The organism is Embleya sp. NPDC127516, assembly GCF_044765325.1.
Classification (GTDB): Bacteria; Actinomycetota; Actinomycetes; order Streptomycetales; family Streptomycetaceae; genus Embleya.
This window is the reverse complement of the sequence record NZ_JBIWJT010000027.1, coordinates 72,738-99,658: the sequence shown is the minus strand read 5'-3', so window position 1 is coordinate 99,658 and position 26,921 is coordinate 72,738. Positions and strand designations below refer to the sequence as shown.

Here is a 26,921-nt window from a genome sequence, read left to right as displayed (position 1 = left end):
GGATGCCCGGTGGGCGAGTTATGGGGTGAGAGGCCCTCGGGCCTCGTGGACGCCGCCGGGGACAAGCGCTTCGTCCCCGGCAGGGTCCGCGCCGGACTTCACGGAAGGATGCGCTGCCTTGAACGAAATTCTCGGCCCCGAGGCCAGACAACTGTGGCTGGTCATAGGCGTGCTGGTCGTCGTCGTGCGCGCGCCGCTCGGTGCCCTGATGCGCGGCACGGCGTTCCCCGAGCCGAACCACCGTTGCGGCTCCGGGCATCGCCGGACGCGCCCCGCGCGCGGCAAGGGCGGCGGACGATGACCGAACCGCTGCGCCCCGACCAGGCCCGAGTCGTGGAAATGGACCCGGTGGACCTGGTGGACCTCTTGCGCGTCGACTTCGTGGCCTTCTGCCACAGCCACCACCCGACCCTGACCCGCTTCGCGTACGACCACCTCGGATCGCGCCCCGAGGCCGAGGACATCGTCGCCGAGGTCCTCCTGGCCCTGTACCGGCGCTGGGACGACGTACTGCGCGAGCCCGCCCCGCCGGTCAAGCGCGCGTTCCGCATGCTGACCGACGCCCTCGAGGACCGTCGCCTGCGCCGCGACCTCGTCCGCGACTCGCTCGACCGCGACTCGCTCGGACGATGGCGTCCCGCCCCGGGCGGCCCGGTCCTCGACGCGCCCAAGGACTTCGTACGGTTCTGTCGCGAGCACCAACAGACGCTGACCGACCACGCCTGGAAACAACTGGGCTGTCCGCACGACGCCGACGAGGCGGTCGCCGACGTCCTGCTCGCCCTGTCCCGACGCTGGCCCGAGATCGTCCGTCATCCCGGGCCGCCGCTCGCGCTCGCCTACGAGATCCTGCGCCGGCGCGTCGTCGACATCCGCCGCCGCCGCGGGCGCAGCCTCGAGGTACCGATCGACTTCACCGCTCCCGGCGCCCCCGACGTCGCCTCCACGACCACCGCGGACCCGGCCGCCCTCGTCCCGCAGCTGGACACCCTCGACCGCACCATCGCCGCCATGCCCGCCAAACGCGCCACCTGCGCCCGCCTGCACCTGGTGATGCAACTGCCCCTCCAGGACGTCGCCGACTACCTGGGAGTGACCATCTCCACCGTCCGCAGCCACGTCCACGCGGCCCGCAAACAACTCGCCGGCGCCCTCGACCGAACCCGGCACGCCCCACCGGCCCCCACCCCACCGACCCCCACGCACCCTCGGGAACCCAACGCATGAACGACCTGACCCCGCTCGACCGCGCGCTCCAACAGCGCCGTCGCGACATGGACACGGCCTTCGCCGACTACGACCCCGCCGCCGCCACCCGCCGCCTGGCCGACCTCATCGTCCAGGAGGAACTCGTGGCCGCACTGGTCCGGCCCGCCGGCATCGGACGCCCGCGCGGCGCGGGTTTCACGGACGCCCACGCCGCGCAGAACGCCGCCGCGGCGGAACTCGAACAGTTCTGCCAGGCGATCGTCGCCCGACCGACCACCGGCCCCCTCCTCGGGGATTTCGTACAAAGGCGCATTCCCGCGGGGGCGCTGGTGTTCGGATGTCTGCTGTACCTCACCGGGCGGCCCGCACCCGCCGCGTTCTGGTGGAGGTACGCCGCCGGCGCCGACACCGTCGAGGCGATGCGCCTGCTCACCCTGCACCATCGGGTCGAGGGCGAACCCGAGGACGCCCACCACTGGGCCGGCCGCCTGCACGCGGCCACGCCCGCCCCGGTGCCGGCCGAGATCGAGGGCGCGGGCGATCCGCAGGCGTACGTCGCGCGTGTGGAACCGGGCATCGAGGAGGTCGACGATCCCGACCTCGGCGAGATCTGCCGACCCAACGACCGCTTCCCCCGTCTGCTCGCCGCCGCCGGACACGTCTAGGCAGGTTCGGGGCGGGTTCGGGGGATCTCGACGCGGCGCGGGCGCCGCGCGGTCGCGGTGCCGGACGATACGGCCGCGCCGGGATCCCCCGGACCGGAGTCGGCCGACACCTCGCCCCGCCGACGCGGTGGGCGGTACCCGGAACCGCGCCGGGTTCCGCCCGCCACGTCCGCCATGCCCCGCACGCCCACCCGCCGCCAGGAAGGTCGCTTCCGCCATGACCCGCACGCACCGAGCCCTCGCCCGCCCGCGCCTGGCGACGCGATCGCACGGACTCCACCTCGTAGTCACCCCACGCGGTGAACTCGACGTGGCCACCGTGCTCCCGCTCACCCGCGCCCTGGACGCCTTGACCGGAATCGACCGACCCCACGTGATCGTCGACCTGGGCGAGGTGACCTTCCTCGGAGCCCGCGCCATTTCCGTGCTGGCCCGAGGCCGCGAGCGCGCCCACGCCCGCAACGGCGACCTGCGCCTGTTCCGGGTCGACCCGTTCGTCCGGCACGTTCTGCAACTTCCGGGCCTGCGAGCGGACTTCGACATCATCGACGCTCTTCCCGCGCTGCCGGGCGAGTCTTGACAGGGAGATCCGTGACCACGCGGGCCGGTACCCCGCGCACGGCGCCGGCCCACGCGGCGGGGTGTCGGCGGTGTCCGGGAAAACGACGAGGCCGGGGCGCCCGACGGCACCCCGGCCTTGCAAGTCGAGGGCGAGGAAAGCGAAGGGACTGGTTCAAGGAGTGAGAAGGAAGTCCGTTCATGGCCTCGCCGAGGCCAACGCTAGCACTACGCGGGGATCAGGTCGCGCAGGTTTTCCGGGGTGAAGATCCGGGAGTCCGGGTGCAGGCCGTCCGGGCGGGCCAGGCCGATGTAGGTGACGGGGCCGTCCGGGATCGTCTCGGGGTCCCACAGCGTGGTGGTCGCGGCTCGGTCGGCCATCAGGTCGGCGAGGTATTCGATGGTGAGATGCTCGCGCTCGAGCATGCCGCGCAGCAGGGTCGCGACGGACACCCGGTTCCCCTCGACCGTGTTGGAGTCGGGGGCGCCCTGGAGGTACAGGTGCAACCACTTGGCGCGCCAACGGCCGTCGCTCCCGCGCAGGAACGCCAGCGGCAGCGCGACCCGGCCCGGGCCGCGCAGGTCCGACTTCATCCGCACGGTGCGCGGCTCGAAGGGACGACCCTGCTGCTCGGCGTCGCGCAGCATGAAACCGAAGAACGACTCCTCGACCTGCTCGAAGCCCTCCCCCGAGTAGATGTCGACCTGCGGGACGATGTAGCTGCCGGTGACACCGCCCAGGCGCAGGTTGATGAACTCCGAGGCGCCGTCGGGCGCGTCGGTGATGTCGCCGGAGTGCTCGCCCTCGTACGAGGTGAGGGCGGTGAAGGACAGCCAACCGACCGTCGCGTACGCGTCGTCCAGCATCAGCGCCGACAGGTCGTAGTCGGTGCTGTGTCGGGTCTGCTTCCAGTACACGAAGAACCGCAGCAGTTCGCCGTCGACGGGGGAGAGCGAGCCGCGGGGCAGTACGCCCAGACCGGCGGCCGTCGCCTTCCCGCTGAGCGGGAGCGCGACGTCGAGGATGTCCGGGTCGATCAGCAGGTGCCCCGGCTCGGGGAGGCGGCGGCGCGTCTCGGCGTCCAGAGCGGCGATCAGCCGCTCGCGCTCGGGCGATGGCACCGGTGCGCGGGTGTCGGCGGCCGCCCAGGCGCGGCCGAGGCGGTTGACGAAGATGCGGCGTGCGGTGCTCTCGTCGCTGCGGTTGTGGAAGTGCTCGCGGACCGACAGCAGGACGCGCCCAGACACCCGCGCCGCGAGTTGCTCCGCGGCGGCCACGACGGCGTCGCGCTCCTCCTGGGTGCCGCACGTGCGCAGCAGGCGGTCCAGGGCGCGAAACAGCCTGCCGGGAGCGGCCGTCAGCAGGCGCGTCGCCCCGGTGACGTCGCCGGCGCGGAGCAACTCCTCGACGCGGCTGTCCAGGGACGGCGCCTTCAGTTCGCCCCGGGCCACGGCGAACACGTCGGCGGCGTGCGGCCAACGGGGGTACTCGTGCGGGTGCAGCCGCTCGCCGAGGCGCTTGAAGGGCTCGCGGTGCGCGGTGACGTCGGCGAGTTTGGCCGGGGTGGCGGCGACGAGCGTGTCGAGGGCGGCGAGCAGGGCCCGGCGTACGGGACGGGACAGGGCCTTGAACCGGGTCGGTTCCACGAGGGTCACGTCGCCGTCCGCGAGCGCGCAGGCCAGGCGGAGCACGTCGGTGACGGTGTCCACGAGGAGGTCCGCGCCGATGTCGAGACGGGCACGGTTGACGACGGCGCGGTTCTCCCGGATCGGGATCGCCTCGGGCCTCGGGCCGTTGGCGCAGTGCGCGGCGAGCACACCCAGGTCGCGCAGACCCTCGTCGCCCAGGGGGGTCGTGCTTCCCGCCAGGGCCAGGTAGAGGGCGGTGACCTCCTCGTCCGGGGCGCCACCGAGGTGCAGGATCGTCAGGCGGTCGCCCGCGGCGGCGATCAGCTCGTCGTGGGCCGCGAGCATCTCGGCATACGTGTGCCGGTAGTTGCCGTACGACGGCAGGGTCAGCAGGTCGACCACGCCGGTGCCGAGCCGGGCCGGTACGTCGTCGTGCGACGCCTCGTCGGCGAGCGCCTCGACTATGCAGCGTGTCCAGAACTCGACGGTGTCCGGCACGTTGGCCGGGAAGTCGATGAAGTAGCTGTTGTGCTCGACGTGGTCGCCGACCATCTCGCGGACGGTCTTCAGCGTACGCGTGGCGATGTCGAGGACCGTGTCCTGGGCCAGTCCCGACAGCCGTTCCAAGAGATCCGCCGACATCTTGAAGCCCACGGTCAACAGCGCGGCGTCGAATTGCCGTGCGGCGACGTCGCCTTGCCCGGTGGGTCCGGAGGGGACCGGGAGGCGGCGGGCATGTCGGACGATCAGGGCTTCGAGAGAGTGGGCCATCCGGCATGGTCCCAGACCGCGCCGAGCGCCCGCACTCGGGTTTCCGGGCGCCGGCGGGCCGCGGCCGGGCCCGGCGTAGACTCCCCGGCCGAGTCGGAATGCCTTGGAGGCGCTTGTGATATCCTGCCCGTTGGCGGTGTTCGACCTGGACGGCACCGTGGCCGATACTCGTCACCGGTTGCACCTCGTCGAGTCGCGTCCGCGTGACTGGACGGCGTTCTTCGCGGCCGCGGCGCACGACGCGCCGCTCGCGGAGGGCGTCGCGCTCGCGAGGGACAGCGCCGAGACACACGAGGTGGTGTACGTCACCGGTCGCCCGGAGCGCTGCCGCCGCGACACCGTCGCCTGGCTGGACCGGCACGGCCTGCCTTCCGGCCGGCTGCTGATGCGCGCCGACCGGGACCGCCGTGCGGCCCGTGTCGCCAAACCCGAATTGTTGCGCAAACTGGCTCGGGGTCGGACCGTCGCCATGGTCGTCGACGACGATGCCCAGGTCTGCGACGCCTACGAGGCCGCGGGATTCCGCGTGGTCCGGGCCGACTGGATGCCCACCTCGGCGATCCTGCGGCAGGCCCAGAACGACGAAGGCCGCACCTGATCCTGTCCCGCGAACTCCCCACCGGAGCAAGGCTTTGGCGCCGCCGTCGCGTGAATTGGATATCCGTTGGAGGCGGGCAACGGGAAGGATGGGCCCGACCCGTTTCTCCCTTCGACCAAAGGAATCACCAGTGAGCAAGCTCGGTCGGAGCGCCGCCGCGGTAGTGGCGTCGGTGTCGCTCTTCACGGGTGTGGGCGTCGCGCTCGCGCCGTCCGCATCCGCCGCGAGCCACCCGGCGTGCTACCGGGATCTCAGCGATCACACCGCCAAGATCACGGGCAACAACGTCAGCCTGCGCAAGGCCAAGGGCACCTGGAACCCGATTCTGCGGGTGCTGCAGAAGGGCGCGAAGGTCACCGTCTACTGCCAGGGCGTGGTGTACCGGGACGGCGACGCCGAGGCCAGTGAGTGGTACTACGTCAAGCACCAGGCGTCGGGTATCAAGGGTTGGGTTTCGATCAAGTACGTCCGCTGACCGACCGTCCCGAACGCGGCCGCGTGCGGCCGGCCACCCGATCCCGGCACCCGGGATCGGGCCGCCGAAGCACGGTCGGCGCTCTCGCGCTCGGTCGAGACGGGGGAGCGACCTCGTCCGAGCGCGGGAGGCGGTCGGCCGCACTCCACCGGCACCGAGTGTGGGAGGCAGTCGGCCGGCCCCACCGGTACGCGGTAATCCGGGCTCTCCGCGGTGGCGCGACCCGGCCCTCGCTCAAGCCCCGTGTGGGCCCGGTCATCGACTCCCGGCCGCCGCCCCCTTGCCCCCGTCCGACCAGAGCTCGTACTGGACCAGGAGCAGCCAGGCGCTGAACCACGGCTCCTGCGGCAAGCCGGCGGGGGCGCTCGGACCGCCTTCCAGATGGCTCCGGTACGCGTGCGCGTACGTGTCCAGGACGAGATCCACCGCCGCGTCCCGATCACCGGCCAGCCGTACGGCGGCCAGGTACACCCGCTCCACGCTCCGCAGCGCCGCGTCCGTGAACTCGTCGGGTTCGTACGGGTCGCCACCGGAGGGCGTGGGCGGGTGAGGGAGTGCGGATTCGACGATTTCCAGGCTCATGACAGCTGCTCCCGAGGTGGTATGCCAACACCTCAACCTTCACGCCTACGACGTCGTCGATCAACGCCCGATGCCCGCCTCATCGTTTACCCCCACTCAACGAATCCCGCCTCCCGAAGCCCCGCCATCCGACGGGCGGGGTCGGTGGTGTGGTCGTGGGGGCGGGGTTCGGGGGATGCGGGGGCGGGGGTCAGGAGTCGGTGCGGGGAGGGTTGGGTTCCGTCGATCGGGGGGTGTCGGGTTCGGGGTGGTCGTCGGGGTCGGTGAGTTCTTGGAAGAGGGAGATGTGGAGGTCGGCGGGGGCGTCGAGTCTGGAGTTCAGGGAATTCCAGGGGGTGAGGGTGGGGGGTGCGATCTGGGTGGCGCCTGCGGCGACGAGGTGGGTCGTCGCGGTGCGGGTGTCGTCGACCTCGAAGGCGATGCGAATTCCGGGTGCGACCTGACGGCCGACCTCGACGTCGTCGATCATTCGCTTCTGTTCCGGGTTCGCGATCTCCAGGGTGGCGCGGCCCGCGTCGAGGATCGCGACGCGGGCGCCGCCGTCCCCGGAGAAGGCGGCCTGCTCGGGCAGGCCGAGGGCGTCACGGTAGAAGGCCAGGGCGGCCTCGAAGTCGTCCGCCTCGACGACCAGGCGTAGTTGACGTACCTGCGGTGTCTTCGGAGCCTCGGGGGGCGTCATGTTCTCTCCTGGGATGAGTCGACGGGATGTCTCGCCGCACGCCGAGCCGCCGTACGGGTCGACGTGCGACCCGGATGGATCGAATGCATCGAACGGCTCCACTATCGCGGTATCCGTCTCGGAGTCGGGCATTGATCCCGTGTCGCGCGACGGCTACGGCAGACGGCGTCCGGGGCGGGCGGCCCGGCGTTCGTCGGCGTCGAAGCGGGTCAGGGCGCGTGCTCCCGGTTCGAGCGCGCGGATCAGGGCACGAAGGTGCGCGCCGGGCAGGCCGCCCACCGCGTCGGCGATCTCCTCCGCCGCGTCGCGGGTGATCTCCTCCACCACGGCGTCGGCGGGGGCGCGTGGCCCGAGCTTGCTCACCGCCGCGGCCGCGCGAGTGGGGGTGAGCAGGGCCGCCGCCCGGACCAGGAGCCACGCGGGCACGCCGGTCGCGCCCTCGGGCGGCGCGAGGTACGGGCGGGAACCGGCGAAGCGCTCGTCCTCGGCGAAACCGTTCTGCTTGACCTTGGCCACCGGGCGGGCGCCGGAGCCCTTCGTTCCGGCGTCGCCGTGCTCCCACCAGTCTCCGGCGGGCTTGAGTACGTACCCCTCGGCGAGGTTGCCCACGAGTGCGGGCAGCCCGAACAGGCCCGGAACCAGGCTGGGATACGCGCACGGCAACCGCTGGAGCGAGTTGAGCGAACCGTGCGCGAGAGTCGGTACGCAGCGCAGCCCGGCCCCGGCCGCGGCATCGCGCAGAGCACGCTCGGAGATCCAGCAACGCCCGTTCTCGGTCTCGACCGTCGTGTCGAACAGCAACCAGTGCAGATCCGGTGTGTACCAGACGCCGGTCTGCACCGGCTCGACCGCGGAATCCGCGGGAACATCCGGATGCGGGTAGTGCCCGCCGGCCAGTTCACCATAGATGGTCACCACGGCCGCGTCGCCCCACACACCGCGCAGCTCGGCGGCGAATCGTGCGGCGGACACCGACAACCCCGGCCAGATCCTGCTGACGCCGAAGAAGTCGTCGAGCAGGTCGTCGGAGAGCAGTTCGCGTCGCTTCGCGGGCCGGACCCCAAAACCGTCGCACACCACCGCGAAGTGCGCCCCGTGCACCTTCTCCTGCGCGAGCCATTCCCGACCCCCGGCCATCCCGAGCCGCGCCTTCGCGGAGATCTTGGGGTAGGGAATCCAAACGGAACTGTGGGACGCGGCCTCGGACATGTCGAAATCCTCCGGCGTACGCCCGATCGCGGGCAACAGGGTTTCCGGGCGGCGGCGGTACGACGACAAGCACCGGGTGCGGGCAACGATCCCACCGGCTGCGCCGCGTACGTGGCCGACGTCTGCGGCCATGAGGACTCGCGTCCCCGCGTCTCGCACCCGCGCCCGCGCCCGTTGCCCCGCGCCCGTTGTCCCTGTGCCCTGCGCCCTGCGCCCTGTGCCCTGGGCGCGACGCCCCGGCCGCGCGTGGCGACCGCCGCGGGGGCACCGGACGCCGGCGCCTCTCGGGGGTGCCCCGGAGGCGGCACCGATCCACGGCGTCGTATGTGAGACAAGTCATCTGACGGAGCGTCAGTTCCAGGGTGGCGGCCCTTGATCACGTGCACGGTACATGCGTGACTGTGATCGATAGTCGATCGATGACGGGCGCGGCTCGCCGAGTCTCAGGAGCAGCATGGAACAACCCCGTGACCATTCCGCGTCGCCCCCGACCGGGCCCGAAGCCGGGCCCGAGGCCCACTCGGCCACACTCGGGGTGCGAGTGCGGCGGCGACTGCTGGTGCCGGTGCTCGCGTTCGGTGGTGTCCTGATGGCGCTGATGCAGACCGTCGTGGTGCCCATGCTGCCGGACCTGCCCCGCGCGACGGGTTCCTCGCCCTCGACGGTGAGCTGGATGCTCACCGCCACCCTGGTGACCGGCGCGGTGCTCAATCCGGTCCTGGGTCGGGCCGGGGACATGTACGGAAAGCGCCCGGTGCTGATCGGCGCACTGGTGACGATGACCGTCGGGTCGGCGCTGTGCGCGCTCACGTCCGACATCCGGGTGCTGATCGCCGCCCGTGCGATGCAGGGCGCGGCCGCCGCGGTGGTGCCGCTGGCCACCAGCATCCTGCGCGACGAACTCGCGGGGCACCGCATCGGATCCTCCGTCGCGCTGATGAGCTCCACCGTCGGCATCGGCGCGGCGCTGGGCCTGCCGCTGGCCTCGGTGGTGGTCGAACACGCCGACTGGCACGCGCTGTTCTGGGTGACCACCGCGCTGGGCACGCTCACCGCGATCGCCTCGTGGTGGGTGGTTCCGAACTCCCCGGTGCGTACCCGCGGCCGCTTCGACGTCGCGGGCGCGGTGCTGCTGTCGGTGGGCCTGGTGGCGCTGTTGCTGGCGCTGTCCAAGGGCGCCGTCTGGGGTTGGGGCAGCATGCCCGTGGCCGTGTCGGCGGCCACCGGCGTGGTGGCCCTGGGCCTGTGGGTCTGGCGCCAACTGCGGGCCCGTGAACCGCTGGTGGACCTGCGGCTGGCCGGACGCCGCACCGTGGCGTTGCCGCACACCGCCGCCCTGCTCACCGGCTTCGCGTTCTACGCGAACTGGTTGGCCACCGCGCAACTGGTCCAGGCCCCCACCTCGACCGGGTACGGCCTGGGCGCGTCGGCGCTGACCGCGAGTCTGTGCCTGGTGCCCGGAGGACTCGTCATGGTCTGCATGTCCTCCGTCTCCGCGCGACTGTCGGCCGCCCGGGGCGGCCGCTGGACGCTCCTGGCGGGATCCCTGGTGATCGCCGGAGCGTACGTGTTCCGGATCTTCACCAGCGGCACCCTGTGGACCATCGTCCTGGGCGCGACCCTGTGCTCGGTCGGCACCGGGCTGGTGTACTCCGCGCTGCCCACCCTCGTCCTGCAAGCGGTGCCGCAGGAGCAGACCGCCTCCGCGACCGGTCTCAACGTCCTGATGCGCACGATGGGCCAAAGCGTGTGCAGCACCACGGTGGTGGCCGTCCTGGCACAGTTCACCACCGACGTGCACGGCACCGCGTACCCCACCCTGCACGCCTACCTCATCGTCTTCGCCCTGGCTGCGGCGGCGGCCCTGGCCGCCGCCTGCACCGCGGCGGCACTTCCCGGAAGGCCCTCGGCGAAATCGGTCACCGACCCCGCACCCTCCGCCGCGCCTGCCGCCGGACCCGCCACCGGCACTGCTCGCGCGCGGGTCCCGGTGGCGTCGGCGCCGCCGAAGTGGCGTTCGGCACCGGCCTATTGACCGCTCGACCGCGCGACCGCCCGGCCGAGGGCGTGCGAAGGCCCCGGCGCATCGGGTGTCCCGTCCGATCGGACGGGGCCGGACGATGCGCCGGGGCCGGTCACGCGATGCCGCGCGAGCGGCGCGCCGGGGTGGTCACGACAGGGTCAGCGTGATCGTCCCGCCATAGGTGCCCGGTGCCGCGTACGCCGGTACGGTCAGCGCCAAGGCGGCGTCCGCGGTGAAAGTGCCGCCGGTCGGGCCGGCGCCCGGGGCCTGCGTGCACAGGGTCGCGCCGGACCCGATCGGGCCGGTCGATCCCGAGGACACGGTGGACGGGCTTCCCTGGGCCGCCGCGCAGGACGGCGTCCAGGCCACGTTCGCGGCCGGGATGGTACCCCGGTCCGACGTCAGGTCGGACACCGACCCGGTCAACTGCCAACCGAGTTCGCTGCCGCGCGCGTCGACCACGGTCACCCGGTTCAACGCCGCGTGCATGGTCTGCACCCGGCCGTTGAGGGTGGTCGTACCGAAGTCGATCCCCGCCGCGGTCTGGGTCATCGTCAGGCCGCCGGGGGTGATCGTGCCGGTGAGCGACTGCTCCAGGCCGCCGCCGCCGTCGGTCACCGTGAACGGCACCGACATGCCCTCGTCCTCGAAGCCCGCGACGGCGCGAATCGCGGCGTCCTCGGCGGCCCCGATCACGTACTCGGCGGCGAACTTGCCGTCGGGAGAGGTCATGACACTGATCGGGACGTCGGAGATGTTGCCGTCCGCGTCCACACCGCTGATCTGGAGTTCGTAGTTGGGAACCCAGTCGTGGCCCTCGAGCCTGACCACGGTGCCCACCGGACCCGAGGTCTTGTCGGCCGTGAGCACCCGTTGCCCCGGCACGAACGCCTTGATGGAGAGGGTGTCCGTCGCCTCCTTGGAACCGTCGGAGACGCGCACGACGTAGCGGCCGTCGTCGATGCCGAACGGGTACAACATCGCGGTTCCGGTCAGGTTGCCCTGGGCGTCGATGGCGAGCGTGTTCATCAGGAACTTGCCCGCATCGCATCCGCTGCCGTTCGCGTCGCACAGCGCCACCTGCGGAGTGCCGTTCGGCGCGAACCTGCTGCCGGTGAGCGTGATGGTCGAACCCGAGTAGACGTCACCGTCCGGTGCCTGGAGAACCGGCAGCTCCACCTCACCCGGCTCCACCGTGATCGACGCACCCACCGGCACCGTGGTCGTGGGCAGGCACCGGGTCTCGGAGTCGAAGCCGAACGCCTTGGTCCACGTCGAGTGCTGAAGCGGCGTCAGGTTCACGGTCCCGGCGTCGGTGAGGGTGACGGTGCCCTTCATGTCGGTGACGATCAACTCCTGGCCGAGCGGGGTCTCGGGATTCTTGCGTTCACCCTCGACGTCCATCTCTCGGATCTGCGCCCCCGACAACCCGATCCTGCCCTTCGGCAGCGTCGAGTCCTTCTCCACCTTGGTCACGATCGGCGTGTTCGGCGGCACGACGCCGTACGACAGCCACTTCCAGTTCACCGTGATCGTCTCGCCCACCTTGTACGTGGGTTTGACCGGGTCCACGGAGATGTCGACCTTGGTCTGCGACGGGTCGATCGGAAGGTCCGGCAGCGTCTGGTTCGTGCATTGCGACGTGTACTCGATGGGCGCGGCATGCGCGGCCGGCGCCAGTGCCGCGATCCCCGCCATTCCCAGCATCCCCGTCACCACGACGGCCGTGGCCCTGTGGGGAATCAATCTTCGTAACCCCAAAACCGTGCTCCTTCGTGAACTGATCCCCACCCGCCGGGGACGAGTGGGAGATCGCTTCCGCAAGTCGTCCCGGCTCCGGGCCACGCGCGATCGACATCCGTCGGATGCGGGGCGGCATGCGAAGGTCCAATGATGCTGGGGAATCTGTACGCAAATCGCTCGGAAATCAATAGCGGTGAACAGTCGATTCAGGTGACACGTGTCGACTCCGCGCGTGGTCTCAAATCCAAGATCATTCACCGGCGCCCGGATTTCACCGTCGTTACGGTTTCCTCTCGAAGGGTCTTGACCTGCGGGCGATCCTTAGGGAGCTTTGCTTTGTCGCATTCGCCGAACGGCCGGCAGGATACGCGACCGCACGGCTACGTCCGGGCTGCCCGGCCCGGTTCTCACGAATGGCAATCACTGCATCACGTTCGGCGCTCGGGGCCACGTGTGCGTTGCGCAGTCCCGCGCTTCGAGGTCGATGCGGAAGGGACTACTTCTCATGTCGAAGATCAGAAGCGCGGCCATCGCGGGGGTGTGCGCGATCGGCGCCACCGCCGCCATGGTCACCCCGGCCTCCGCGGCGGGTACCGGCAAGGCGACCTACGACTGTGGCATCTACGGCAGTTCGGTCGGCGCCACGTTCAACCGCAGCGCGACCAACCTGCTCACGCTGACGGCCAGCATCACCTACTGGGTGCCGACCGCCATCCCGGCGGGTGGCATCACGGGAACGCTCACCGGCAACCAGAGCGGCCTGGCCAACCCCACGGCGATCAGCGCGGGGGTGCACACCAGCATCGTCCTGCAAAAGGCGGCCAGTGTGGGCATCCCCAGCGCGCCGAGCAGCATCGTCATGACGATCACGCCGCCCGGGCTGACCGTCACCTGCACCCTGAAGGCGTCCCCGGCTCCGACCGGCTTCCCGATCTGATCGACTTCCGATCCGGTCACGATCCAAACGGACCGGACGCGGTCGAACGGGACACGCGTGCACGGTTGAACATCACGCGCGTGCGGACGAACCGAACCGGTTCGGTCGCCGGCCTCGGGTACCCGTGGTGGATGCTGTCCGTAGTGCAAGTACGGACAGAACCACGGGCACCCTCGGCCCCGGCCGAACCGCCACGCCAAGGCACCGCCCGGGACGCGGTGGGGCATACGGGAGTACGAACGTACAACACGCCCCGGTGCCCCACGCAAGCCTGGGAACACCGGGCCGAGTTCCCGCCCGAAGGCGGGGGCTCGGCCGCGTGCGGATACGCCGGGGACGGGCAATCGGTGATCGCGTGTCGAGGTCGAGCGCGAGTTGCGTGCCAGTCGAGTGCGAACCTCGGCGCGAACCGAGTCCGAACCGGGTGTGCGCCGACTCCGGGCCGGGCCCGATCCGATAGCGAGACGATTCCGAGTCGATACCGAGCCGGTACCGAGCCGATTCCGACAACAATCGAGCAGTATCAAATCGAGATCGTCCTCTTCGAATTGCGACGTCTTCGTGGTCCGCCTTCATTCGATGATCCACGGTGCTTCCGATGGCATATGCAAGCACACAATCGGGTTCTCCGAATATCGGACCGGAGGGGTGGCGTTCTCACCCGATCGGCGGAGTAACAATCAGTTCGACGGTCATAACTTGGAGTGAGTGATTGGTGGACGGATCAGCTCTGGGGGTTTGACATGCCGACGAATCCGATCGAAGTGGGCTCCGGGGACGCGCGCTACGACGCCCTGCGCCGCGGGTTCAATCAGCGCTGGATCGCCCGGCCGGACTACGTGGCGGTGGCCACGACGGCGGACGACGTGGTGGCGGCGCTGACCAAGTTCCTCGCCGACCCGGCCAATGCGGGTCGGCGGATCACCGTGCGCTCCGGTGGCCACTGCTACGAGAACTTCGTCTCGTCCTCGGACGTCGCGGTCATCATCGACGTGAGTGGGATGAATCGCGTCTACTTCGATCCCCGGGAGAACGCCTACTGCATCGAGGCGGGGGCGACGAACTGGCACAGCACCACCGGGCTCTACGCCTCGACCGGCATGGCACTGCCCGGAGGTTCCTGTTACTCGGTCGGGCTCGGCGGCCACGTGTCCGGCGGCGGATACGGCCTGCTCTCCCGCTTGTTCGGCCTGACGGTCGACTACCTGTACGCGGTGGAGGTGGTCACCGTCGGGGACGACAGGCAGCCGAGGAAGACGATCGCCCGCAAGGACGCCGCCGAGGAATCGTTGCGCGACCTGTGGTGGGCGCACACCGGCGGGGGAGGCGGCAACTTCGGGGTGATCACCCGGTATTGGTTCCGCGACCTGCCGCAACCACCGGCCCGCGTGCTGCTGCGCTCCGTCGCGTGGAAGTGGTCGGACTTCGAAACGCATCCCGAACTCTTCACATCGCTCGTCCGGCGTTACGGGCAGTTCTTCGAGGCCGAGGCCGCGGGCACACTCCCGGCCGCCTTCGGCGACTACACGTACCGCGACATGTTCACCCTGCTCAAGCTCACCCACATGAGCAACGGCAAGGTCGGTCTGACGATCCAGCTCGACGGCACCAGGGCGGACTCCGTCGATCGCCTCGCGGCCTTCCTGAACTGGATCACCGAGGGATTCACGACGCCGGAGGGGCCGCTCGTGGAGGAGTCCGTGCTGGACCGACAGATGGGTGAACACCCGGCGCAGGCAGCGCTGTTCGTCCCCACCCGGCTGCCCTGGCTGACCGCCACCCAGAGCCTGAACGATTCCGGCCCCAACCGTTGCGGCAAGTACAAGTCCGCATACATGACGCGGGGCTTCACCGACGAACAGATCGACGCGATCCACGAGCACCTCACCGACCCGGACTACTGCAACCCGGATGCCTTGGTGCAAGTCGACTCCTACGGCGGGGCGATCAACGACGTGGCCCCCGACGCGACGGCCGTGCCGCAACGCTCCTCGATCCTCAAGCTCCAGTACCAGGTGTATTGGGCCTGGGGCACGGACGCCAACAGGGACGGCGTATTCGACTACCAGGACGCCGAAATGGACCCGGAGATCGCCGGTCCGCATCTGCGCTGGATCCGCAACCTCTACCGGGCGGTCTACCGGGACACCGGCGGAGTGCCCGTGGTGCCCGACCCGGCACTGCCCGAGACCCTGACGGCGAACACGGACGGCTGCTACATCAACTACCCGGACGTCGACCTCTCGGATCCGACCCTCAACGAGTCGCGCGAGCCGTGGCACCAGCTCTACTACAAGGACAACTACCGGCGCCTCCAGAAGGCCAAGAAGCACTGGGACCCGCACGACATCTTCCGCAACGAGCAGTCCATCCGGCTGCCACAGGTCCCGTAGACCCCGCAGGCCGAGGCGTCCGCGGCCTCGACGCGGCCGCTGATCCGGTCGAGGCCGCCGCCGGCGACGTGCGCGCGGGCCGGGGGAGTCGGCGGCACGTCGCGGGCGGGGGCGGCGAGAGAAGTCGATACGTGACGTCGGTGCGGCAGCCGTGCGAGCCCGGATCGGTCCGCGAAAACGGGTGTCGCCGTCCCGCCGCGCACATGCGTCGCCGCTCCCGTCCCGACGCGGCGAGATCATCGGTGATTGACTACGTCGCATGCACATCGCGCGAGCGTTCCTTCATGCACGGAGGTGTCGATGAGGGGTTCCGGTCGGGCTGCCGGCTGCCGATGTGCGTGCTCCCGACGGGATGGCCTGTCGTGAGTGTGGGAGCCGGCATGCCGGCGGAGCCCGGACCGGTTTCGACGACCCGGGTCGCGCCCCCCTTCGACCCCGAACTGAGCGCGGCACTGGCGGCCTTCGGTGACGAGGACAGGGAACCACTCACCCCGGAGAACCTCGCCGCCCGGCAGGAGCGGGATGCCGCGACCCGGCCCAAGCCGACGGCCCGGGACCTCCGAGCCGACGGCCGCTTCGAGGTGGACGAGTTGCGCGTGCCCGGGGCGTCGGGCGGACGGGACGTCACGCTGGTGAGCGCACGGCCCGCCGGGATCGAGGGGCCGCTGCCGCTGCTGTACTACATGCACGGCGGCGGCATGATCATGGGCAACGCGTGGTCCGTACTGCCGCAGTTGCTTGGCGAATGGGCGCTCCCGCTGGGGCTGGCCGTCGTCTCCGTCGAGTACCCGTTGGCGCCGCGGGCGCGGTACCTCGCCCCGGTGGAGGACTGCCACGCCGGGTTCGTCTGGGCGACCGCGCACGCGGCCGAACTGGGCATCGACGCGAGCCGCGTCGTCATCGGAGGAAAGAGTGCCGGTGGTGGACTCGCGGCGGCACTCGCCCTGCTCAACCGCGACCGGGGCGGGCCGACACCGATCGGGCAACTGCTGCTGTGCCCGATGCTCGACGACCGCGCCGACACCTTCTCCGCTCACCAGATGGCCGGCATCGACACCTGGGACCGAACGTCCAACGTGACCGCGTGGCAGGCGCTGCTGGGCGACCGGTACGGCGCCGCGGACCTGTCGCCCTACGCGGCGCCCGCCCGCGCCACGGATCTGTCCGGGCTGCCCCCGGCCTACATCGAGGTCGGGTCGGCCGAGACGTTTCGGGACGAGGACGTGGCCTATGCCAATGCGATCTGGCAGGCGGGCGGTCAAGCCGAACTGCACGTGTGGCCCGGGGCCTTCCACGGGTTCGACACGTTCGTGCCGGAGGCGGCGCTGAGCCGGGACGCCCGCGACGCGCGAATGCGTTGGCTTCGGCGTGTGCTCGTCCAGTCCGCGTCCGCGTCCGCGTCTGGGGCCGGGGCCGGGCTCGAAGGCGAGACCGAGGCCGGGTGAGGCGGAGCCCGAGTCCGATGTGGGCGGTGGGCGCGTCTGCCGAACGCGCGGCGGCGGCCGGACGATCGGGGTCCTGAGCGCGCCGGACGGGCCCTGCCCTGAGTGCGCCGGACGGGCGGGGACGCCGATGACCGGCGCGAGGGCCATGTGCCGCGCGCGGCTCTGCGTTCGGGAGAATGCGTGTCGGGGGTCTCGCTCACGCGCCCCGGTCGGTGCCGGTGATGTCGTTGCCGAAGGCGGCGGCGAGTGCTTTCGCGATCAGGTCGGGCAGTTCGGTGCGTCCGTCGTCCTCGGCCCAGCGCACCAGTGCCGTGTGCATGGCGGCCAGGCAGGCGCCGGCCGCCGCCTGGGCCCGAAACGCCGAGTCGGGGTCGCCGGCCTCGTCTCCGAGGGCGTCGACGATCGCCTGTTGGAGCGCGTAGTGGTTGTCCAAGTGTCTGGCGCGCAGGGCAGGCGTCGAGATCATCAGCCGGAGGCGGGCGAGCAGGAACCGCTTGTTCGCCGACGGATCGTCCCCGTCGCCGCGACCGGTCAACGTCGTGGCCGAGTCGACGAGTGCGGTGCCGATGCGGTGGACCAGGGGTTGTGCGGAGGGCGACGCGAGGATCCGTTCGGCGACGAGCAGGCCGTGGTGGTCGGCGAGCACGAGGTCTTCCTTGGTGGGGAAGTGCCGGTACACGGTCATCGGCGACACGCCGGCGGCTTCGGCGACGTCGGTCATGGCTGTGGCGTCGTATCCGCGCTCGGTGAACAGCCGTACCGCGTGCGCCTGGATCGTGCGCTGGGTCTCGGCTCGTCGTTGCGCTCGCAGGGTTGAGTGCTGGTCGGCCATGTGGTAGACCCTACCTGAGTGGTAGTGACTATCAAGTCGGTAGTTGCTACCAAGTCGGTAGTGACTATCCAACGATGGTTGCTGACATCACGGGGAGAACGGCATGACTGATCCGACCGGAAAGACGGCTCTGGTGACCGGGGCGTCGCGCGGCATCGGACGGGCGATCGCGACCCGGCTGGCGGCGAAGGGGACGGTGGTCGCCGTACATTTCGGCACGGACGAGGACGGCGCGCGGGCGACGGTCGACGAGATCGAGCGCGGCGGCGGGACCGCCTTCGCCGTAGGGGCGGAGTTGGGTGCCGACGACGACGTCGAGACGTTGTTCGCGGGAGTCGAGGCGGGTCTGGCCGGACGGCCGCTGGACATCCTCGTCAACAACGCGGCGGCCGCGCCCGCCGGCCCGATGGGAGTCACGACGCGGGCCGAGTTCGACCACCTCTTCGCGGTGAACGTGCGCGCGCCGTACTTCATCATCCAGCGAGCACTGCCCCTGCTCCGCGACGGTGGGCGCATCGTCACCATCTCGTCCGTGGCGACCCGGATGGCCAACCCCGGCCAGACATCCTTCGCGATGACGAAGGGCGCGGTCGAGACGATGGGCATGACGTTGGCCAACGAACTCGGGACCCGCGGAATCACGGTGAACGCGGTTGCCCCCGGCGCCACTCGGACGGCGAGCAACACATCGGTCTTCGAGGCGCCGGGCCTGGCCGAACTCATCGCCGCGAGCACGGCACTCGATCGGCTGGGCGGGCCCGACGACGTCGCCGACGTGGTCGTGTTCCTCGCCTCCGACGCCGCGCGCTGGATCACCGGACAGGTCATCGACGCGAGCGGTGGCCTGTTCCTGGGGCCGCGCGCCTGATCGCCGGTCGTCGACGCGAACTCTCCTGCGACGGACGCGACTTCGTCCGCGTGATCCGCCGCGGCGGGCTCGTGGGCCGCCACCGGGAGTACGGCGCGAACCCGGTCCGGTTCGTCGAACGCCTGGGTGCGAGGCAACCTGGAGTGGGGCGGAAACTCCCACCGCCATCTGATCGCGGACAAAGTCGGGGCTTCGATCCTGTCGGATCGCGACGCTGCGGGAAAGGGCCGGGCTCGGTGAGACTGCCGGGCACGGGCGCGGACCGCGCCCGCGAAACTCGCCCTGAGCGGGGCACGCCGGCAGGGCCGGGAACCACCGACCACAGCAAGGGGATTCGTCGTGCTCGAAGGAATCGTGATCGTGTCCGGAACCGGGACCGGCGTCGGAAAGACCGTCACCACCGCGGCCGGATTGGGCACGCTCAACGACACCACGCTGACCTTGGAGGCGCCGGCCGCGCGAGACGTACGCTGTGCCGGAGTCGTGATCGGGGCCTGGCCGACGGAACCCGACCTCGCCGCCCGTTCCAACCTCGCCGATCTCACCCACACGATCGGCGAACCGCCGGCCGGCGCCCTCGCGCAGGGTGCCGCGACGGCGCCCGACTTCCGGCGGGTCGCCGAGGTGGGACTGGCACCACGTCTGGGCGGGACCCTGGACCCGGCCGACTTCGTCCGACGCAGCCGGGAACCGGTCGGCGTCGACGCGCCGTGACGCGGGCGCAGCCGGTACCGCAGGCCCGCGACGGGTGGTTGTGAGGCCGGTCACAGGTCGCCCGTACGTGTCACAGCCGATGGGGGAGGGCTGTCCTAGAGGCCATGACGAACTCGGAACAGACCACAGTGTTGATCACCGGCGCCAACAAGGGACTCGGCTTCGAGGCGGCTCGGCGCCTCGGGGAACTGGGTTGGACGATCTTTCTCGGCTCGCGTGACGAGGGCCGGGGACGGGCGGCCGCCGACAAGCTGACCGACGGCGGCGCGAAGGTGGTCATGGTCCCGCTGGACGTGACCTCGGACGAGTCGGTCACCGCGGCCGTACGGCTCGTTCGAGAGCACACCGACCGGCTCGACGTGTTGATCAACAACGCCGGCGCGCCAGGGAGGGGCATCGCGCCCGCGGACGCGACGGTCGAGGAGATCCATTCGGTCTACGACACCAACGTCTACGGACCGACTCGGACCGGTGTCCGATGTGGGGCTCCTGCCGAAGCGCGCCGGCGCCGGCGAGGGTGCCGACGCCTGAACCCGATCCGACCGTCCCACGTCCCATGTTCGCCGCGACAGTGAGCGGAAGTCCGTGGCGTCTCGCGACGCCACGGGCGACCGTCCTACCGGGGTGCGACCACCCACGCGACGTCCGGCAGGTAGTTGGGGGCGGAGGTGAAACCGGAGAGCTTCTTGCCGTTGAAGGCGTAGATGCCGTCCATCCGCATCACGGACACGAACCAACCCTGGTCGACGACATAGCGCAGTACCTCCTCGTAACGCGCCCCCTGTCGGTCGGCGGGCGCCGCGGCGGCCTCGGTCAGCCGGCGGGTGAGCTCGGGGTCCTCGGAGGCGAACGGGTTGAATGCGGTGGCGTGCGGCAGCAGCCAGTCCAGCGACATCAGATAGGTGGGGGCCGCGCCGTAGCCGAAGGCGAGCACGGGGAACTTCTTGGAGGTGGCGTTGGCGAGCCACTGGCCGACGCTGGTGTCGGTGGTGACCTTGGCGTTGACGCCGATCTGTTTCCATTACTCGACCACGGCCTGGGTGACCAGGTCCATGCCGAGCAGGTTCGTGGTCTCCATGTCGAACGAGAAGCCGTTGGGGTAACCGGCCTCGGTCAGCAACTGTTTGGCCTTCGCCGGGTCGTACGGATAGCGCCGATCGGTCTCCGCCGAGAAGCCGTCGGCCCCGGGCAGGGCGACCTGGGTGGTGGGCTGTCCGTACTGCCGGACCAGGGCCTTGGTGATCGACTCGCGGTCGACGGCGTGGTTGAGCGCCTGTCGGACCCGGACGTCCTTGAGCGGCGGCGCCACCGTGCCGGCCCGGTCGACCAGGTCGACGCCGAGGGTGAACAGTGGCGTGTTGCTGATCTCCAGGCCGCCGGATTTGGCGGTGTCGACCTGGCCGGCGGTGATGTTCAGGACGTCGGCCTGGCCGGTCTTGACCGTCTGGAGGGCGGAGTTGGGGTTGGGGATGACCTTGATGACCACCGTCTTCCAGTGGATCCTGCTCTTGTCCCAGTACCGGGCGTTGGGCGTGTACGTGTAGTGGTCGCCCGAGACCGTGCGGCCCGCGTCGAGGACGTAGGGGCCTGCGCCGAACGAGGCGGTACCCATCTTGGCGGGGTCCGCGAGGCCGGCCGGGCTGATCACCGAACCGACCAGGGACACGTGGTCCAGGAGCCGGGGCAGCACCGGGTTCGGGGTGGCGCAGTGGATGCGCACGCTCAGCGGGCCGGTCGCGGTGATCGACTCGATCGACGACAACCAGGAGACGTTGAGCCCGTTCTTGCGGGTGTAGTTCAGCGACGCGGCGACCGCCTCGGCGGTCAGCGGCGTGCCGTCCGCGAACGTCACGCCCTCGCGCAGCTTGAACTCGAAGTCGGTGTTGCCGGTGCCGACATAGCCCCATTCGGTGGCCGGCGCGGGTTGGGTCCTGCCGTTCGGGTCGAGCCGCAGAAGCGTGTCGTAGGTCAGGTTCACGAACCAGTTGTCGGAGCCGACGTTGGCCTTGGCCGGGTCGAGGCTGGCCGGCGGGCCGAGCGAGACGAGGGTGAGCGTGTCGCCCTTGCCGCCGGAACTGCCCGTAGACGAGCCGCCACAACCGGCGGCGACCAACACGAGCGCGGCAACGGCCGCTACCGCATGGGCTATTCGGAGTCTTCGCAAGACGATCCCTCTCTCACGTGGTGACCGGTGGGAACCGGGTGCCGCTTCGCCGAAGGGTTCACGGCGACGGGATGGGGGTGCAGTTCGGCACTGCGGTGGCACGCGGCCGTGTGTGTGTCCGACGGGCCCGGGAGGGGCAGCGGTTCGGGGCGGACGGTGTGGCAGATGTCCACCGCGTGCGCGCAGCGGTGCGCGAAGACGCAGCCGGCCGTCGAGGGCGGGCGCGCCGGCTCGGCCGCGACGCGGCGCTGCCTGCGGGCGCGTTGCGCGCGCGGGTCCGGGGCCGGCACGGCGGCCAGCAGGGTCTGTGTGTAGGGGTGGACGGGGTCGGAGTAGACCTCGTCGGCGGTGCCGGATTCCATCACCCGGCCGCGGTAGAGCACGATGATGCGGTGCGACAGGTGCCGGACCACGGGCAGGTCGTGCGCGATGAAGAGATAGCTGAGCGCGAACTCCCTTTGCAGGTCCCCCAGAAGATTCATCACCTGCGCCTGGATCGACAGGTCGAGCGCGCTGACCGGTTCGTCGCAGATCACCAGCCGCGGCGAGATCATCAGGGCTCGGGCGATCGCGATCCGCTGGCGCTGCCCGCCGGAGAACTGTCCCGGGTAGCGGTCGGCGGTGTCGGCCGGCATGCCGACGCGTTCGAGCATCGTCGCGACGCGCTCGTCGATCGCGGCCCGATCCGACCGCCGCTGCGCCACCAGGGGTTCGGCCAGGGTCCGGCCGATGGTCCGGGCGGGGTTGAGCGAGGAGTACGGGTCCTGGAAGACCACCTGCAGGCGGTCGGCCAGGCCGCGGCGCGTGGCGCGGGCGGCGTGCGTGATGTCCGTGCCCTCGAAGTGCACCCGACCGGAGTGGATCGGGTTCAGGCCCAGGACGGCGCGCCCGATGGTGGACTTGCCGGAGCCGGATTCGCCGACCAGGCCGACGGTCTCACCTTCGCGGATGCTCAACGAGACGCCGTCCACCGCGCGCAGCGGAGGTGTGCTTCGGCCCTGGCGGAACTCGACCGCCAGGTCGCGGATATCGAGGACGAGGGGTGGTGTCATCGGCGGGATCCCTCCGTGAGCAGGTGCTCGGCATGCACGCATCGGGTGAGCCGCTCGGGTGCCGGTTCGACCAGGGCCACCGGCTCGCGCGTGCACGCGTCGCTCACGCGCGGGCAGCGTGCGGCGAACGCGCAGCCGTGCGGCCGGTTTCCGGGCGCCGGGACGGATCCGGGGATGGTCGGGAGCGGGCCGCGGGCGCCCGCGTGGTGGGGGTTGGCCGCCATCAGCCCGGCGGTGTAGGGATGCAGCGGTACCTCGAACATGGCGTCCACGCCTGCCTGTTCGACGACCTGGCCGGCGTACATGACCACCGCGCGTCGGCACAGGTCGGCGACCACACCCCAGTCGTGCGTGACGATGAGTACGGCCATTCCGGTCTCGGCCTGGAGGGTGCGCAACAGATCGAGGATCTCCGCCTGGACGGTGACGTCCAACGCGGTGGTCGGCTCGTCCGCGATCAGCAGCCTGGGTTCGCCGGCTGGCCGAACAGGGTCACGTTGCCGGGGTCGCCGCCGAAGGCCGCGATGTTGTCGCGGACCCAGGCGAGCGCGGCGCGTTGGTCGAGCAGGCCGAGGTTTCCGGAGTGCCGGTAGCCCTCGCCGAGCAGTTCGCCGAGGTGGAGGAACCCGAACGCGCCGAGGCGGTAGTCGACGGTGACCACCACCACGTCGTGCCGCGTCGCCAGGCGGGCCCCGTCGAACACCGGGTCGCTTCCACTGCCGGTGAGGAAGGCTCCGCCGTGCAGCCACACCATCACCGGCCGCCGCGCGGTATCGGGGCCGGGTGTCCACACGTTCAGATTCAGGCACTCCGCCTCGTCCTGAACGAACGGCGGATGGCCGAACATGCGTTCCAGGACGGCGTCGTGATTCTGCGGCGCGGCCGGACCGTACGCCCGGGCGTCGCGAACCCCGATCCAGGGCTCCGGGGCTGCGGCGGGCCGAAGCGCCGCGTACCGGTCGGCGACGCGGCATAGGGAACGCCCTTGAAGGCGAGAGCATTTCCGTGCGCGGCGCCACGGATGGCGCCGTGCGTGGTCGACGCGATCACGTCGGGAGGAGAATCCTGCATGCCGATGGTTCCCTTCGGTCCGCGCCGGACACCCGAGCGGCGTCCGGCGCGGAGGTCGATATGCCGTTGGCATGACGACAGTCAAGGAAACTCGATCGATTGTCTCGGGATGTGGATGTGCGAAGACGGCCGCCCGGTCGCCGCGCCGGCCCCCGGCCGCGCGTGGGGCGAGCGCGTACTCCGGCGTCGTGGGGGGCGCCGCGGCTCCGCGGGATGGCGATCGGTGTGGGTCGGCGCCCGGTGCGAGGGCTGCGATTCCCCCGGCGTGGGAACGGCGCGAGCGGCCGACCGCCGGTTGGGCGGGTCGGCCGCTCGCGTGGGAGGTTACGCCTTGACGGACGGCTCGGTGGCCTCCCGTCGGCCGCCCAGTGGAATCACCAGCGGTACGCCCGACACCGGGCACGGGATGACCGACGTGCGCAAGTCGAAGACCTCGTGAACCAGTTCGGGGGTGACGATGTCGGCGGGAGGACCCGCGGCCACGACGCGGCCGGCGCGCATCGCGATGAGATGGTCGGCGTAGCGGCACGCGTGGTTGAGTTCGTGCAGGACCATGACGACGGTGCGTCCGTCGGTGCGGTTGAGGTCGGCGACGAGTTCGAGCACGTCGACCTGGTAGGCGAGGTCGAGGTAGGTGGTGGGCTCGTCGAGCAGGAGCACGTTCGTGTCCTGGGCGAGCGCCATCGCGATCCACACGCGTTGCCGCTGGCCGCCGGAGAGTTCGTCGATCGAGCGCTCGGCGAGCGCGGTGGCGCCGGTGACCGCGAGGGCACGATCGACCACGGCCTCGTCGGCCGAGGACCACTGCCGCCACCAGCGCTGGTGCGGGGTACGGCCGCGGGCGACGAGATCGCGTACGGTGATGCCGTCCGGCGCGGTCGGCGTCTGGGGCAACAGGGCCAGGCGCAGGGCGAGTTCGCGACCGGGCAGGGCGGCGATGTCGCTCCCGTCCAGGTGCACGACACCCGCCGCGGGCTTGAGCAGGCGGGCCAGGGCGCGCAACGCGGTGGACTTGCCGCACGCGTTGGGGCCGACGAGCGCGGTGACCTTGCCGGCGGGGATGTGCAGATCGAGGTCGTCGGCGACGACGCGGTCGCCGTAGCCCAGACGCAGGCCGTGGCCGGACAGCCCCATGGTGTCGAGTGCGCTGGTGGTCACGTCAGCCTCCCTTTCCGGCCCGGTTGGTTCGGGCGAGCAGCCACATCAGGTACGGGGCGCCGACCGCGCCGGTGACGACGCCCACCGGCAGTTCGGTCGGCGAGAAGGCGAGCCGGGCGGCGAGGTCGGCGGCGAGCAGGGTCGCGGCACCGACCAGTCCGCTGGCGATCAGCGGGATGCCGGCGGTGCCGGCGAGTCGGCGGGCGATCTGTGGCGCGCCGAGCGCGATGAAGGCCACCGGTCCGGCCGAGGCGGCGGCCACCGCCGCCAGGCACGTGGCCACCACGAGCAGCGCGATTCGGGCGCGGCGCAGCGGCATTCCGAGGCTGAGCGCGGTGTCGTCGTCGAACTGCAGGAGTTGGTACGGGCGGGCCAGCGCGAGCGTGAGCGGCACCAGGACCAGCAGCGCGACACCCACCCAGCGCACGTGCGCGTAGTCGCGCCCGTTGAGGCTGCCGGTGAGCCACACCATGGCCCGGGATGCCTGGTCGATGTCGGCCCGCGCGAGCATCCAGCGGGTCAGGGCCATCAGCACGCCGTGCATCGCCAGGCCGACCAGCACGAACCGGTAGCCGGTGATGGTGCCGCCGCGATAGGCCATCACGTAGATGAAGACCGCGGTGAGCAACGCCCCGGCGAGCGCGCCGAAGGGGACGGCACCGAAGGACGCGGCGCCCGCCGAGGTGACGCCGCCGATCAGGATCGTGCAGACCGCGCCGGCGCTCGCCCCGGCGGAGATGCCGATCAGGTCCGGGCCGGCCAGCGGATTGCGGGTGACGGCTTGGAAGATCGCGCCGGACAATCCGAACGCGAGGCCGACGAGCAGTGCGGTCAGGGCGCGCGGCAGTCGCAGTTCGCGCACGATCAGGTCGGCGTCGCCGGAGCCGATACCCAGCAGCGAGTCGACGACGTCGGGGATCGGGATGGAGTACGTACCGATGGACACCGACGCCACCAGGCCGCACGCGATGATCGCGAGCAGCGTGCCGGCCACGATCGCCACGCGCGGGCGAACGGACATGCCGAAGGGGCCGAGTTCGACTCTCATCGGGCGTGCTCCTTGAGCTTGCCGCGCTTGACCAGCGCGATCAGGAACGGCGCGCCGAGGATCGCGGTGACCACGCCGACCTCGAGTTCGCCGGGGCGCGCCACCACCCGGCCGATCACGTCGGCACCGATGGTGAGCGTCGCGCCCGCGAGGCCGGAACAGGGGACGAGCCAGCGGGCGTCCGGGCCGGTGAAGGCCCGGACCACGTGCGGAACGACCAGGCCGACGAAGGTGATCGGGCCGGCGGCGGCGACCGCGGCGCCGGCGAGCAGGATGACCGCGAGGGCGCCGAGCGCGCGGGTGGTGCCGACCTTGACGCCCAGGGTGGAGGCGAGGTCGTCGCCCAGGGCGAGGGCGTTGAGCCGGCCGCACAGACCGAGGGCCAGGATCAGCCCGACGGCGACGAACGGCAGGAGGTGGACGCCGAGATCGGTGTCGCGTCCGGCCAGCGAGCCGACCGCCCAGAAGCGGTACTGGTCGAGGGTGCGGACGTCCAGCAACACGAGAGCGTTGGTGAACGCGTCCAACAGCGCGGTCACGGCGGCGCCGGCGAGGGCGAGTTTGGCGGGGGTGGCGCCGCCGTATCCGGTGCCGCCGACGACGTAGGCGAGCAGGCCCGCGAGCGCGCCGCCGAGGAAGGCGAACCACACGTACTGGTAGGGGCTGGTCAGTCCGAGCAGGCCGATGCTCGCGGCGACCGCGCAGGCCGCACCCGCGCTGACCCCGATCAGACCGGGGTCGCCGAGCGGGTTGCGGGTGATGTCCTGCGCGACCGCGCCCGCCACACCCAGCGAGATGCCCACCAACAGGCCCAGGAAGGTGCGCGGGACGCGCAGGTCCCGAACGATGATCGCGTCGCCCTCGCGGCTGCCGCCCAGCGCGTGGAAGACATCCGCGAGCGGGACGTTCTTGGCGCCGATGGCGAGCGACGCGAACAGGACGGTCGCCAGGGCGGTGAGCAGTACGGCCGTCACCGTGAGGCGGCGGCCGGCGCCGTGGCGCTCCGGCGCCGGTGGTCGTTCGGGTGCCGCGCGTGGGACGGCGAGATCGATGTTCGAAGGCACGAACGTAAGGTAAGGCACGCCTAAAATCCGGAAA

General features: G+C 71.0%; 26 protein-coding genes and 1 pseudogene. 13 read left to right on the top strand and 14 right to left on the bottom strand.

Annotated features, from left to right (window positions below; translation table 11 throughout):
* Window positions 1-118 precede the first annotated feature (118 nt).
* From ACIRL2_RS38125 to ACIRL2_RS38110, 4 genes are all read left to right on the top strand, one after another.
* Complete coding sequence (locus ACIRL2_RS38125) at window positions 119-301, top strand: hypothetical protein (protein ID WP_331772050.1); 183 nt, start codon at window positions 119-121, stop codon at window positions 299-301.
* Entirely contained in the window at window positions 298-1,227 is a 930-nt protein-coding gene (locus tag ACIRL2_RS38120) for a sigma factor (RefSeq protein ID WP_395869788.1), read from the top strand. Before ACIRL2_RS38125 ends, ACIRL2_RS38120 begins: the two co-directional genes overlap by 4 nt.
* Window positions 1,224-1,874: a hypothetical protein gene (locus ACIRL2_RS38115; RefSeq protein WP_395869787.1), complete on the top strand. Its 651-nt coding sequence runs from the start codon at window positions 1,224-1,226 to the stop codon at window positions 1,872-1,874. Before ACIRL2_RS38120 ends, ACIRL2_RS38115 begins: the two co-directional genes overlap by 4 nt.
* 217 nt (window positions 1,875-2,091) lie before the next feature.
* The gene (locus tag ACIRL2_RS38110) at window positions 2,092-2,454 is read left to right on the top strand and encodes an STAS domain-containing protein (protein WP_395869785.1); all 363 of its coding nucleotides are present in this window, start codon (window positions 2,092-2,094) and stop codon (window positions 2,452-2,454) included.
* Window positions 2,455-2,660: 206 nt separating this feature from the next.
* Here ACIRL2_RS38110 and ACIRL2_RS38105 read toward each other — a convergent pair whose 3' ends face one another.
* Window positions 2,661-4,832, bottom strand: a complete 2,172-nt coding sequence (locus ACIRL2_RS38105) for a hypothetical protein (RefSeq protein ID WP_395869783.1) — start codon at window positions 4,830-4,832, stop codon at window positions 2,661-2,663.
* A 136-nt stretch (window positions 4,833-4,968) separates the two neighbouring features.
* On the opposite strand from ACIRL2_RS38105, the gene ACIRL2_RS38100 reads away from it, so the two are divergent.
* Both ACIRL2_RS38100 and ACIRL2_RS38095 read left to right on the top strand, forming a co-directional pair.
* Complete coding sequence (locus tag ACIRL2_RS38100) at window positions 4,969-5,430, top strand: hypothetical protein (protein WP_402238541.1); 462 nt, start codon at window positions 4,969-4,971, stop codon at window positions 5,428-5,430.
* 130 nt (window positions 5,431-5,560) lie between these two features.
* Window positions 5,561-5,905, top strand: coding sequence for an SH3 domain-containing protein (locus tag ACIRL2_RS38095; RefSeq protein WP_395869779.1), 345 nt, complete (start codon window positions 5,561-5,563; stop codon window positions 5,903-5,905).
* Window positions 5,906-6,160: 255 nt separating this feature from the next.
* Here ACIRL2_RS38095 and ACIRL2_RS38090 read toward each other — a convergent pair whose 3' ends face one another.
* The 3 genes from ACIRL2_RS38090 to ACIRL2_RS38080 all read right to left on the bottom strand — a co-directional run bounded on the left by ACIRL2_RS38090 (window position 6,161) and on the right by ACIRL2_RS38080 (window position 8,375).
* Window positions 6,161-6,487: a hypothetical protein gene (locus ACIRL2_RS38090; protein ID WP_395869777.1), complete on the bottom strand. Its 327-nt coding sequence runs from the start codon at window positions 6,485-6,487 to the stop codon at window positions 6,161-6,163.
* Between the two features lie 190 nt (window positions 6,488-6,677).
* Window positions 6,678-7,166, bottom strand: a complete 489-nt coding sequence (locus ACIRL2_RS38085) for a VOC family protein (RefSeq protein ID WP_402238477.1) — start codon at window positions 7,164-7,166, stop codon at window positions 6,678-6,680.
* A 153-nt stretch (window positions 7,167-7,319) separates the two neighbouring features.
* Window positions 7,320-8,375, bottom strand: a complete 1,056-nt coding sequence (locus tag ACIRL2_RS38080) for an RNA ligase family protein (protein WP_402238475.1) — start codon at window positions 8,373-8,375, stop codon at window positions 7,320-7,322.
* Window positions 8,376-8,829: 454 nt separating this feature from the next.
* Here ACIRL2_RS38080 and ACIRL2_RS38075 point away from each other — a divergent pair, with 454 nt between their 5' ends.
* Window positions 8,830-10,410, top strand: a complete 1,581-nt coding sequence (locus ACIRL2_RS38075) for an MFS transporter (RefSeq protein WP_402238472.1) — start codon at window positions 8,830-8,832, stop codon at window positions 10,408-10,410.
* A 135-nt stretch (window positions 10,411-10,545) separates the two neighbouring features.
* Here ACIRL2_RS38075 and ACIRL2_RS38070 read toward each other — a convergent pair whose 3' ends face one another.
* Window positions 10,546-12,105 (bottom strand): hypothetical protein, encoded by a 1,560-nt coding sequence (locus tag ACIRL2_RS38070; protein WP_395869770.1) that lies wholly within the window; start codon window positions 12,103-12,105, stop codon window positions 10,546-10,548.
* Window positions 12,106-12,646: 541 nt separating this feature from the next.
* Here ACIRL2_RS38070 and ACIRL2_RS38065 point away from each other — a divergent pair.
* From ACIRL2_RS38065 to ACIRL2_RS38055, 3 genes are all read left to right on the top strand, one after another.
* Window positions 12,647-13,078, top strand: a complete 432-nt coding sequence (locus ACIRL2_RS38065; protein ID WP_395869768.1) for a hypothetical protein — start codon at window positions 12,647-12,649, stop codon at window positions 13,076-13,078.
* Window positions 13,079-13,821: 743 nt separating this feature from the next.
* Entirely contained in the window at window positions 13,822-15,471 is a 1,650-nt protein-coding gene (locus tag ACIRL2_RS38060) for an FAD-binding oxidoreductase (RefSeq protein WP_402238469.1), read from the top strand.
* Window positions 15,472-15,851: 380 nt separating this feature from the next.
* Window positions 15,852-16,916, top strand: a complete 1,065-nt coding sequence (locus ACIRL2_RS38055) for an alpha/beta hydrolase (protein ID WP_402238538.1) — start codon at window positions 15,852-15,854, stop codon at window positions 16,914-16,916.
* 196 nt (window positions 16,917-17,112) lie between these two features.
* Here ACIRL2_RS38055 and ACIRL2_RS38050 read toward each other — a convergent pair whose 3' ends face one another.
* On the bottom strand, window positions 17,113-17,748 hold the full coding sequence (locus ACIRL2_RS38050; RefSeq protein WP_395869763.1) for a TetR/AcrR family transcriptional regulator: 636 nt from the start codon (window positions 17,746-17,748) through the stop codon (window positions 17,113-17,115).
* Window positions 17,749-17,851: 103 nt separating this feature from the next.
* On the opposite strand from ACIRL2_RS38050, the gene ACIRL2_RS38045 reads away from it, so the two are divergent.
* The 3 genes from ACIRL2_RS38045 to ACIRL2_RS38035 all read left to right on the top strand — a co-directional run bounded on the left by ACIRL2_RS38045 (window position 17,852) and on the right by ACIRL2_RS38035 (window position 19,905).
* Window positions 17,852-18,616, top strand: a complete 765-nt coding sequence (locus ACIRL2_RS38045) for an SDR family oxidoreductase (RefSeq protein ID WP_395869761.1) — start codon at window positions 17,852-17,854, stop codon at window positions 18,614-18,616.
* 339 nt (window positions 18,617-18,955) lie between these two features.
* Window positions 18,956-19,330: a hypothetical protein gene (locus ACIRL2_RS38040; protein WP_402238466.1), complete on the top strand. Its 375-nt coding sequence runs from the start codon at window positions 18,956-18,958 to the stop codon at window positions 19,328-19,330.
* Between the two features lie 104 nt (window positions 19,331-19,434).
* Entirely contained in the window at window positions 19,435-19,905 is a 471-nt protein-coding gene (locus tag ACIRL2_RS38035) for an SDR family NAD(P)-dependent oxidoreductase (protein WP_402238463.1), read from the top strand.
* A 41-nt stretch (window positions 19,906-19,946) separates the two neighbouring features.
* Here the strand turns inward: ACIRL2_RS38035 and ACIRL2_RS38030 are convergent, their stop codons facing one another.
* From ACIRL2_RS38030 to ACIRL2_RS37995, 8 genes and pseudogenes are all read right to left on the bottom strand, one after another.
* Entirely contained in the window at window positions 19,947-20,264 is a 318-nt protein-coding gene (locus tag ACIRL2_RS38030; RefSeq protein WP_402238460.1) for a hypothetical protein, read from the bottom strand.
* A gap of 87 nt (window positions 20,265-20,351) precedes the next feature.
* Window positions 20,352-21,494 carry an ABC transporter substrate-binding protein gene (locus ACIRL2_RS38025; protein ID WP_402238457.1) on the bottom strand — a complete coding sequence of 381 codons (1,143 nt, stop codon included), beginning with the start codon at window positions 21,492-21,494 and terminating at the stop codon, window positions 20,352-20,354.
* Window positions 21,476-22,546 (bottom strand): ABC transporter ATP-binding protein, encoded by a 1,071-nt coding sequence (locus tag ACIRL2_RS38020; protein ID WP_402238454.1) that lies wholly within the window; start codon window positions 22,544-22,546, stop codon window positions 21,476-21,478. The genes ACIRL2_RS38025 and ACIRL2_RS38020 overlap by 19 nt, the downstream gene beginning before the upstream one ends.
* Complete coding sequence (locus tag ACIRL2_RS38015; protein ID WP_395869753.1) at window positions 22,543-22,980, bottom strand: oligopeptide/dipeptide ABC transporter ATP-binding protein; 438 nt, start codon at window positions 22,978-22,980, stop codon at window positions 22,543-22,545. The genes ACIRL2_RS38020 and ACIRL2_RS38015 overlap by 4 nt, the downstream gene beginning before the upstream one ends.
* Before the next feature lie 23 nt (window positions 22,981-23,003).
* Window positions 23,004-23,617: pseudogene (locus tag ACIRL2_RS38010) on the bottom strand (carboxylesterase family protein).
* A gap of 324 nt (window positions 23,618-23,941) precedes the next feature.
* The gene (locus tag ACIRL2_RS38005; RefSeq protein WP_402238536.1) at window positions 23,942-24,751 is read right to left on the bottom strand and encodes an ABC transporter ATP-binding protein; all 810 of its coding nucleotides are present in this window, start codon (window positions 24,749-24,751) and stop codon (window positions 23,942-23,944) included.
* A gap of 25 nt (window positions 24,752-24,776) precedes the next feature.
* Window positions 24,777-25,823: a FecCD family ABC transporter permease gene (locus tag ACIRL2_RS38000; RefSeq protein WP_395869749.1), complete on the bottom strand. Its 1,047-nt coding sequence runs from the start codon at window positions 25,821-25,823 to the stop codon at window positions 24,777-24,779.
* Window positions 25,820-26,887, bottom strand: coding sequence for a FecCD family ABC transporter permease (locus ACIRL2_RS37995; RefSeq protein ID WP_395869747.1), 1,068 nt, complete (start codon window positions 26,885-26,887; stop codon window positions 25,820-25,822). The genes ACIRL2_RS38000 and ACIRL2_RS37995 overlap by 4 nt, the downstream gene beginning before the upstream one ends.
* Window positions 26,888-26,921 lie beyond the last annotated feature (34 nt).